Below are 9,821 nucleotides of genomic sequence, written 5' to 3' on the forward strand. Positions count from 1 at the left end.
GGCGGGACCGGGGCGCCGTGGATGCGGATCGCCGCGGTGACAGCGGCCGTCGCGGGCGCGATCGGCCTCGGCGGCCTCGCGGTCGGCGCGGTGACCGGCAACGGTGAGCCGACGCAGTCCGTGGTGACCTCCGGCGGAACCGGTGTCACGCGCTCCGCGACCTCCAGCCCGGTCGGCACCGACTCCCCCGCCGCGCAGCCCCGTTCACCGGCAGCGCCGTCGCACCCGACCGGCCGCCACGGCGGCACCGGCGGTACGCGTCCCACGGGCACACCGTCCGGCGGCGCGTCCTCCCCCACCAGCACTCCCCCGTCGTCGGCGGCCACCACCTCGGGCATCGACGGCGGCGCGCCGGGCTCGGTCGAGACCGCGCGGAACGGCACGCTGACCGCGCGGGGGTCGGTCGACAGCGCGAGCAACGACTACTGGACGCAGAACGATGTGGTGCTGACCACCGGCAAGGCGCTGACGTCGCTCAGTGTCGAACTGCGCGTGGCCCGTACCGAAGGCGTCAGCAGCACCGGTTCGTGGACGTCCGTCTCGGGCGGCACGAACCCCACGGTGACCGTGGAGGGCGCGGAACTGGTCTACCGCTGGACGCTCGACGCGAACAACACGCTGACGCCCGGCACGTACACCTTCTCGGGCCAGTTCAACCACGCGGCGGGCGCCCGCGCCACCGGCGGCGACACGTACACCGCCCGTTGGACCGGGCCCGACGGCACGGCGTCGGTCGACGGCGGATTCTGACCGGACGGCTTCCGTAGCCCGCCGGAAATATTCGCGTCATACACGGCAACCTCCGGTGCCCCGGTGGCGACTTGAGTACGCACAGCCCTCCTGCCTCACCTGAGGGTGACGCTCCGGGGCGCGGCGGTACCCCCATGATCGCCGCGCTCCGGCACGTCTCACGCGCACGCGCCGTGAGAGCTCTGGCCAGTGCGTGCTGTCACCGCTCGTCGTGAGCACTCGTCATGAGCACTCGCCCGTGAAGGCGCCGCGCGTCAGGCCAGCGCCGACCGTACGGCCCTCAGGTCGGCGTCCGAGGCCAGGCCCACGTGGTACAGGCGCAGTTCGGTGGCGCCGAGCGCGGCGGCGTGCGCGGCGTCCTCGGCGAGCGTGCCGGGGCTGCCGCCCATGCCGGAGACGACGGTGAGGTTCGCCGCCAGCACGGTGCCTTCGCGGCGGTGCGGCGCGAGCGGGGTCAGCATCGCCTCGCGGGCGGCCGGACCGCCGGCGCAGGGCAGGACGAGCCCGTCGGCGTGAGCCAGGACGCGCGCCGGTTCCACGCCCGCGTTGGCGCCGCAGCGGTACGGCGCCGGGTCGGCGTGCATCAGCACCTGGAAGCCGGGCGCGGCGGCGGCCCGCACGGCGGCCACGGCCCGCTCCTGGAGCGAACCGGCCGTCTCCGTGCGCCAGGTGAGGGTGAGCGCCGTCAACTCCGCGCCGAGCAGCTTCTCGATCGCGGGGAGCCCGGCCGCGTCGCCCGGGGCGTCCCCCTCGAAGACGGGTGCCAGCGCGCGGCGGACGGCGGCGGCCAGGACGGCGGGATCGGCGCCGAGCCCGGCGTAGCCGTCCTGGCAGTGCGCGCAGAAGCACAGCGACATCAGGTACTGGGCCGCGTCGCCGAGCGGCACCCCGGCGATCTTGTCGTGGGCGTGCAGGTGGGCGAGGCCGTACCAGCCCAGGGACTCCAGTTCGGTGCCGCCCGCGCAGGGGCGTACGGCGGCCTCCGCCGCGAGGTCCACCAGGTAGGCGCGGACGGCCGGTTGGGCGATGCAGGGCGCCCACGGGTAGCGGTCGCCGTAGGCGTTGACCACCGAGGTGGCCGGATACCCGGCGCCGAGGCGGGAGTTGTGGGCGAGCACCACCCAGGTGTGGACGTCGAGCCCGGCTGCGGCGAGCGCGCGGGCCGCCGTACCGAAGGCGTCGCCCGGCGCCCAGTCCCCGGCCGGGTGGGGCCGCAACTCCCGTCCCCGCCAGCGCTGTTCGTCCGGCGGGTAGAGCACGGCGGAGTGCTCCGCGGTGACGATCCGGTGCCGGGGGTGACGGGGAGTCAGCGCGCGGGTGGAGTGGTAGGCGGAGGCGAGGGTGACCTGCTGGACGCCGAGGGCGGCGATCCGTTCGGCCGCCCCGGGGTCGCCGACGACGTCCCAGGGGTAGACGAAGGCGGAGGTCCTCATGGTCGGCATGTCCGGGGTCCGTTCAGCGGTCGCCGAGCAGCGCGAGGCCCTGCTCGATGAGGTCGGCCAGTTCCTTGACGTGCGCGGCGGACGGCTCCGACAGCGGCGGGCGGACCTCGCCGACGTCCAGGCCACGCATCCGTACCCCCGCCTTGACCAGCGAGACGGCGTAACCCCGGCCCTGGTTGCGGAGGTTGACCAGCGGGCGGTAGAAGCCGTCGATCAGCTTGTTGACGGTGGCGTCGTCGCCGGTGGTGAGCGCCTTGTGGAAGGCGAGGGCGATCTCGGGCGAGAAGGCGAAGACCGCGGAGGAGTAGAGCAGTACGCCGATGCCGCGGTAGGCGAGGCCGGTGAGTTCCGCGGTGGGCAGGCCGTTGAAGTAGAGGAAGTCCTGGCCGGGGAGTTCGGTGCGGACCGCGCTGATGATCCGCTGCATCAGGTCGAGATCGCCGAGGCCGTCCTTGAGGCCGATGATGTTGGGCACCTTGGCGAGTTCGACGACCGTCTCGGGGGTGAAGACAGCGTTATCGCGCTGGTAGACGATGACATCGAGGCCGGTGCCCGCGGCGAGCGCCGCGTAGTGCCGCAACATGCCCTCCTGGCCGGGGACGACGAGGTAGGGCGGCATGGCGAGCAGCCCGTCGGCGCCCGCCTCCTCGGCGAGCCGGGCGTACTGGACGGCGAGCGCGGTCCCGTATCCGGCCCCGGCCACCACCGGCACCCGCCCCGCGGACTCCTCGACGGCCGCCGCGACGCACGCGCGGAACTCCTCGGGGGACAGCGCGTGGAACTCGCCCGTGCCGCAGCACGCGAAGACCGCGGCGGCGCCCGCCTCCACCCCCGCGCGCACATGCGCGCGGAACGCGTCGAGGTCGAGACCGCCGTCCGGGCCGAAGGCCGTCACGGGGAAGAACAGCAGGCCGTCGAGGCGCTCGGCGAGGGCGGGTGAGGTCATCGGGTTCCCCCTGAAGTCTGTGCGCTCATCTGATCCATGTCTATATTCATGAACGCTGCCACGCTAGGCGAGGTGACCTGGGCCGGTCAAGCCGACGGGCACCTCCAAGAGTCCCCCGCGCCGCCCGCTTCCACCACCAAGAAATGTCCATATATCTGAACGTCGTCCATGGACATACCCACGTCGGACGTCAGCCGTCTACAGTGACCCCTGAGGTCAGCGAAGCCCCCGCCAGACACGGAGACCCCGTATGCCCGCTCCCCGCACCGTTCTGCTCACCGGCGCCGCAGGCGGCCTCGGCACCCTCATGCGCGGCCTGCTGCCGGCCTACGGATACGACCTGCGGCTGTTCGACGTCCGCCCGGTCCAGGGGGCGCCCGACGGCGCGCGGGTGATCACCGCGGACCTGTCCGACCGGGACGCGCTGCGCGAGGCGGTGCGCGGCGTCGACGCGATCGTGCACCTCGCCGGGATCTCGCTGGAGTCCTCCTTCGACAAGATCCTGCGCAGCAACATCGAGGGCGCCTACCACCTCTACGAGGCCGCCCGCGAGGAGAACGTCAGCCGGATCGTCTTCGCCTCCAGCAACCACGCCGTCGGCTTCACCCCGCGGCCGCAGGGCTCCCCGGTGCCGGACGGCGCGCTGATCCCGGTCACCACCCCGCGCCGCCCCGACACCTACTACGGGCTCTCCAAGTGCTTCGGCGAGGACCTGGCGCAGCTCTACGCGGACCTGCACGGCATCGACACCGTCTCCGTACGCATCGGCTCCTGCTTCCCCGAACCCACGTCGGTGCGCATGCTGTCGGTCTGGATGAGCCCGGCCGACGGCGCCCGGCTCTTCCACGCCGCGCTCAGCGCCGGGACCACGGGGCACACCGTCGTCTACGGCAGCTCCGCCAACACCCGCCTGTGGTGGGACCTTTCGGGCGCCCGCGCGCTCGGGTACGAGCCGCGGGACGACTCGGAGCCGTTCGCCGCGAAGCTCATCGCCGAACAGGGCGAGCTGGACCCGGACAATCCCGCGCACGCCAACCTCGGCGGCCCGTTCTGCACGGACCCGCCGATCTGGCCGTACTGAGAGACGTGACGGCGGACGCGCGGAGCCGTACGAACCGTACGAGCCGTGCGCGGACGCCGCCCGCGGGCCGCTCAGCGGCCGGGCAGCCGTACCACCGACAGGAAGAAGTCGTCGATCTGCCGCACCGCGCTGATGAACTGCTCCACGTCGACGGGCTTGGTGACGTACGCGTTCGCGTGCAGTTTGTAGCTGCGGACGATGTCCTCGTCGGTCGCGGACGTGGTGAGCACCACCACCGGGATCGCGGCCAGTTCCCGGTCGCCCTTGATCATCTCGAGCACCTGACGCCCGTCGTACTTCGGCAGGTTGAGGTCGAGCAGGATCAAGTCGGGCCGCACCGCGTCCTGGTGGGCGCCGCGCCGGTAGAGGAAGTCCAGCGCCTCCTCGCCGTCGCGGACCACGTGCAGGGTGTTGCCGATCCTGTTGTCGGCGAACGCCTCGCGGGTCATCAGCTCGTCGCCCGCGTCGTCCTCGACCAGCAGGACCTCGATCGGGTGTACGGGTTGGCTCATACGCGCGGTGCTCCCTTTGCTGCCTCGACGCCAGGCGCCGCCGCCGACGCCTGGTCAGGTGGTTCTTCTGCCCCGGCGGGCAGGGTGAAACGGATGCGGGTGCCGCCGGTGTACTCGTTGTCCACCGAGATGCGGCCGCCGTGGTGCTCGATGATCTTCCGGCACATGGCGAGGCCGATGCCGGTGCCCTCGTAGGTGTTGCGGCTGTGCAGCCGCTGGAAGAGCACGAAGACCTTCTCGCTGAACTCCTCCTGGATGCCGATGCCGTTGTCGGTGACGCTGAAGACGAGCGTGCCGTCGGGGGCGGTTCCCGACTCCACCGCGATCACCGGCGGCCGGTCGGGGGAACGGAACTTGACCGCGTTCCCGATCAGGTTCTGCCAGACCAGGGCCAGCAGCGTCGCGTCGCCGACGGTGTCCGGCAGCGCGGCGGGCCGCTCGACGCGCGCCCCGGACTCCTCCAGCCGGTCCGCGAGGTTGTACAGCGCCTGGTCGAGCGTGTTCTCCAACCGGACCGGCCGGTGGTCGTCCTGCGCCCGGCCCACCCGCGAGAAGGCCAGCAGGTCGTTGATGAGGATCTGCATGCGCTTGGCGCCGTCGACCGCGAAGTCGATGTACTGCACACCACGTTCGTCCAGCGCGTGCCGGTAGCGCTTCTCCAGGAGCTGGCAGAAGGACGCGACCTTGCGCAGCGGCTCCTGGAGGTCGTGCGAGGCGACATAGGCGAACTGCTCCAACTCGGCGTTGGAGCGGCGCAGTTCCTCGGCCTGCTCGGTCAACTCGGCGGCCTGGGCGGCCAGCAGTCCGCGCTGGCCGTGCGCCTCGGCCAGCGCTCCCGCGATGCCGCTGCGCATCGCCTCCACTGCCTCGGCGAGCACCCGCAGATCGGCCGGGCCGCTGGGCTCGATCCCGGTGTCGAAGTCGCCGCCCGCGACCCGCAGCGCGTCGTCGCGCAACCGCCTCAGCGGCTGGCCGACGATCCGCCGCAGGAACAGCGCCAGAAAGACCATGGCGACCAGGAAGCAGGCGAGCATCGCCAGGAACACCGCGTCGCGTTCGTTGCGCACGTGCCGCAACTGATCCTGGCTGTGCTGCCGGTCCTCCTTCAGGTGCGTGTCCTGGACCGTGAACTGGGTCCGTACGGTGTCGAAGCCCCGCTTGCTGCCCTCCAGCAGCGAACTGTCGGCGGAGGCGGGCAGGCCCTCGCGGGCGTGCTCGATGAGCGGCTGCGCGTACGTGGTACGCCACCGGTCCGCCGCCTCCTCCAGCGCCAGCAGGTCCGCGGAGGCGCGCTTGTTGCCGCTGATCAGCGGGCGCAGCCTGGCGGTGATCGCCTTCTGGTCAGCGAGGCCCTCGGTGTAGGGCTGGAGGAATTCCGCCGAATGGGTGAGCACATAGCCGCGCACCCCGGTCTCCTGGTCCAGCAGCGCGGTCTGCAACCGCACCCCCTCCACCCGGGCGGGCTGCACCCGGTTCGCCAGGTGGTCGGAGATCGACGTGGTGTGCCCGAGCAGTTGCGCGCCGATCACCGCGAAGACGAGGACCAGCAGCGTCATCCCGCCGAGCACGAGGTTGAACGCGCCCTGGACCGTGATCCGGCCCTTCTCGCGCGGCCGGAAGCCGGACCTCGTCCGGTGGGCCTTAGGCCCGCGAGCGGGTACGGGGGCGGGCACGACATCGGGCGCGGGATCGGGCACGACATCGGGATCGGGCACGACATCGGAGCCGGGCGCGGGATCGATGTCGGAGCCGGGGCCGGGGCCGGACTCGGACCGCGGACCGGGCACGGGCGCGCTCTCGGACACGGGCCCGGCTTCGGATACGGACTCGGGCTCGGATACGGGCTCGGATACAGGCTCGGACTCGGATACGGGCGGCGGGTCGGTCGGGGGATGCGGCACGGACGCGGACTCCGGAACTGGCGTGGGCTCGGGCGTGGACTGGGCGACAGGTGCGGCCTCGGGAGCGGGCGCGGCCTCGGCGGCGGCTTCAGGCGTCGGCTCCGGCGCGGGCTCCGTGGATTCCGACCCGGGCCCCGACGCGGGCGGGTGTTCCGTCATGACCTCGCCCGCCATCCCGCGTGCATCACGGCCGCGTCGTCCTCAAGACCGCCGCGCCCCGCCGTCGCCGTCTCGGCCGCGTTGATCAAAGCGTCGACGAACGCCTCCGCGGGCAGTGCGCCGTTCTTCCGGGCCAGCTCCAACAGCCCTTCCTCGCCGAGCCGTTCCGGCCCGTCGCCGTACCGCCACTCGAAGAGGCCGTCGGTGAACAGGACCACGGACGCGCCGTCCAGCGCCTCGGTCGTCACCGGCCAGACGCCCTGCCCCGGCAGCAGCCCGAGCGCGGGCCCGTACGGCGGCTCCCACCACCGGACGTCGGCGCCGCGGCGCAGCAGCACTCCCGGATGCCCGGCTCTGACGATCTTGACGGTGGTGCGGTCCGGGGCGAACTCCAGCGAGCTGAGGGTGGCGAAGACGTGCTCGCCCGCGCGCTCGGCGACCAGCATCTGCTCCAGCATGCCGGGCAGTTCGGCGCCGCGGGTGCCGGCGAGGACGAAGGACCGCCAGGCGACCCGCAGGCACACGCCCAGGGCCGCCTCGGCCGCGCCGTGCCCCGACACGTCGCCGATGACGACGTGCACCGTGCCGTCCTCGGTCTGCACGACGTCGTAGAAGTCGCCGCCGAGCAGCGCGTGGTCGCGGCCCGGCCGGTAGCGGGTGGTCACCTGCCAGTCGTCGCCGCGCAGCAGCGGGGTGGGCAGCAGCCCGCGCTCCAGCCGGGCGTTCTCCTCGGCCCGCATCGAGCTCTCCCGCAGCGCCACGTGCGCGCGCTCGATCTGCTTGCGCTGGACGGCGTAGCGGATGGCGCGGCTGAGCGACTGGGGTTCGAGGGCGCTCTTGGACAGATACTCCTGGGCGCCGGAGGCGACCGCGGCGAGCCCGGCGTCCTCCTCCGACAGGCCGGTCAGCACCACGACGGCCGCGCCGGGCGCGTCCTTCAGCAGCCGGGACACCGCGTCCACGCCGAAGGCGTCGGGCAGGTGCAGGTCGAGCAGGACGCACTCGGGCGCGGCGCGGCGGGCCAGCAGCTCCAGCGCCTCGGCGAGATTGCGCGCCCTGACCACCTGGGTCGCGGCGTTGCTCAGCGCGAGGTACTCCTCGACGAGCAGGGCGTCGCCGTCGTCGTCCTCGACCAGCAGGACCGTCGCGAGGCCCGACTGCCCGAAGGAGGCGGGCGGCGCCGTGCGCGGACTCTGACTGTCGCGGATGTCACGGACATCACGGCTGTCACGTCCGTCGCGGGTGTGCGGGATGCCCACCGGAAGTCCGGCCGGAACTCCGACCGGGCCGCTCTGCGCCACGTTTCTTCCTCCGCATTCGGCTGCCCGACCATTGAGATTGCGCTGAGCGTACTTGCCCAGGGCAGGAGCGTATATGCGGGAGCCTCCGGACCCCTGTTCGATCCGGCAACCTGTGCGTCAGGACCGCGGCGCGACCCATCCGGAACCGACTCCGCTCCGAATGACGGAGGATTGACGGGGTACGTCGGAACGGGGATTCCGGAACGTCCGTTCGTACCTGTCACGGGACGCCGACGGAGGGAACGGACACGGGTGGAGGCACGGGTGGCACAGGACCGCGACGGCGACAGCGCACGCGCGGGATATCGGGGCCTGGTGATGCGGCGTTCCGCGGCGGCCCCCGAGGCGGCGGTGCTGGTGCTGCACGGCGGCCGGGAGCGCGGTATGAGCCGGCCGTCCCGGCTGAACGCGCCGGGGCTGCGAATGCGCCCCTTCGTCCGGGCGCTGGCCCGCGCGACGGAGGGCCGCCGGGTGGTGCTCGCCGAGGCCCGCTACCGGCACCGCGGCTGGAACGGGGAGCGGGCGGACGCCGCGCGGGACGCGGCCGACGCGCTGGCGGAGCTGTCCCGGCGGACCGGCGGGGCGCCGGTCGTGATGGTCGGGCACTCCATGGGCGGCAGGGCGGCGCTGCGGGTGGCCGGTACGGACGGGGTGGTCGGCACGGTGGCGCTGGCCCCCTGGTGCCTGCCGCAGGAGCCGGTGGAACAGCTCTCGGCGGCCCGGCTGGTGTTCCTGCACGCGGAGGCCGACCGGATCACCTCGCCCGTGGAGTCGCTGCGGATGGCGGAGCGGGCCAGGGCCGAGGGCGCCGAGGTGTGCCGCTTCGTGCTGCCGGGCGGCGACCACGCGATGCTGCGCCAGGCGGCCGTCTGGCACGCGCTCACCACCCGGGCCGTCTGCGGCCTGCTCGGCCTGTCCGCGCTCCCGCCCGAGGTCGCCTCCGCCTTCGCCCTGCCGCCCGGCTCCCCCGACGGCCTCGACGTGCCCGCGACCCTCGGTGACGGGCGGGGCGTACGGGTGTGAAGGTACGGGGCTGCCGATACGGGTCAGACCGTACGGAACCGCGGGTGCGACGCTGCCGGTACGAGCCGGCGCGAGCGCCGGAACCGACGCCGGGACCGGACGCCCATAACGGGCCGGAAGCTGATCTCCGGGTCATGGAACCGCAAACAACAGTCGGTCGTTACGGGGGCATGACCGCTATGACGCCTGGCTCGAATGTGCCGCTCTCCGTGCCCCGAGTGGCCGTGGACGTCGCCGCCTCCTCCGCGCGGCTCGATGTCTCGGGCCTGCTCCTGACCGGTGACGGGAAGGTGCGCTCCGACGACGACTTCGTCTTCTACAACCAGCCCCAGGGGCCCGGCGTGAGCCACCGCTCCGGGGGCGGTTCCGGGCCCGACTCGATCACCGTCGACACCGCGGCCGTACCGGCCGGGATCGAGAAGGTCGTGGTGACCGCGAGCCTGGACGGCGGCGGTCCCTTCGCGGGTACGACGCCGACGGCCACGGTCCGCAGCGCGGACGACGGCTCGGTGATCGCCACCTTCACGCCCACCGGGCTCGGCCCGGAGACCGCGCTCGTCGTGGTCGAGGTGTACCGGCGCGGCGGCGCCTGGAAGGTCCGCGCGGTCGGCCAGGGGTACGCCAACGGACTGGGCGGCATCGCCAGCGACTTCGGGGTGAACGTGGAGGAGCCCGCGGCCCCCGCGGCCCCCGCCGCCGCCGCGTT

General features: G+C 73.1%; 9 protein-coding genes. 4 read left to right on the plus strand and 5 right to left on the minus strand.

The features are described 5' to 3' along the window. A partial coding sequence (locus tag BGM09_RS02270; RefSeq protein ID WP_223186185.1) for a hypothetical protein occupies positions 1-750 on the plus strand: 750 nt, incomplete at its 5' end. Positions 751-1,004: 254 nt separating this feature from the next. Here BGM09_RS02270 and BGM09_RS02275 read toward each other — a convergent pair. Next, the gene (locus tag BGM09_RS02275; RefSeq protein WP_188279663.1) at positions 1,005-2,183 is read right to left on the minus strand and encodes a hypothetical protein; all 1,179 of its coding nucleotides are present in this window, start codon (positions 2,181-2,183) and stop codon (positions 1,005-1,007) included. A 22-nt stretch (positions 2,184-2,205) separates the two neighbouring features. Further along, on the minus strand, positions 2,206-3,138 hold the full coding sequence (locus BGM09_RS02280; RefSeq protein ID WP_188279658.1) for a 5-dehydro-4-deoxyglucarate dehydratase: 933 nt from the start codon (positions 3,136-3,138) through the stop codon (positions 2,206-2,208). A 250-nt stretch (positions 3,139-3,388) separates the two neighbouring features. Between BGM09_RS02280 and BGM09_RS02285 the strand changes: the two genes are divergently transcribed. Further along, positions 3,389-4,219 carry an NAD-dependent epimerase/dehydratase family protein gene (locus tag BGM09_RS02285; protein ID WP_188279659.1) on the plus strand — a complete coding sequence of 277 codons (831 nt, stop codon included), beginning with the start codon at positions 3,389-3,391 and terminating at the stop codon, positions 4,217-4,219. A gap of 71 nt (positions 4,220-4,290) precedes the next feature. Here the strand turns inward: BGM09_RS02285 and BGM09_RS02290 are convergent, their stop codons facing one another. The 3 genes from BGM09_RS02290 to BGM09_RS02300 all read right to left on the minus strand — a co-directional run bounded on the left by BGM09_RS02290 (position 4,291) and on the right by BGM09_RS02300 (position 7,999). Further along, positions 4,291-4,731, minus strand: coding sequence for a response regulator (locus BGM09_RS02290; protein ID WP_188279660.1), 441 nt, complete (start codon positions 4,729-4,731; stop codon positions 4,291-4,293). Further along, the gene (locus tag BGM09_RS02295) at positions 4,728-6,518 is read right to left on the minus strand and encodes a sensor histidine kinase (RefSeq protein ID WP_317452492.1); all 1,791 of its coding nucleotides are present in this window, start codon (positions 6,516-6,518) and stop codon (positions 4,728-4,730) included. The genes BGM09_RS02290 and BGM09_RS02295 overlap by 4 nt, the downstream gene beginning before the upstream one ends. 269 nt (positions 6,519-6,787) lie before the next feature. After that, complete coding sequence (locus BGM09_RS02300) at positions 6,788-7,999, minus strand: PP2C family protein-serine/threonine phosphatase (RefSeq protein ID WP_188279664.1); 1,212 nt, start codon at positions 7,997-7,999, stop codon at positions 6,788-6,790. 357 nt (positions 8,000-8,356) lie between these two features. Here BGM09_RS02300 and BGM09_RS02305 point away from each other — a divergent pair, with 357 nt between their 5' ends. Beyond that, on the plus strand, positions 8,357-9,115 hold the full coding sequence (locus BGM09_RS02305) for a dienelactone hydrolase family protein (protein ID WP_317452493.1): 759 nt from the start codon (positions 8,357-8,359) through the stop codon (positions 9,113-9,115). Between the two features lie 170 nt (positions 9,116-9,285). Next, positions 9,286-9,821 (plus strand): TerD family protein (locus tag BGM09_RS02310; RefSeq protein ID WP_188279662.1); only part of this gene is annotated, 536 nt, incomplete at its 3' end.

Source organism: Streptomyces sp. CBMA29 (genome assembly GCF_014596445.1).
GTDB lineage: Bacteria > Actinomycetota > Actinomycetes > Streptomycetales > Streptomycetaceae > Actinacidiphila.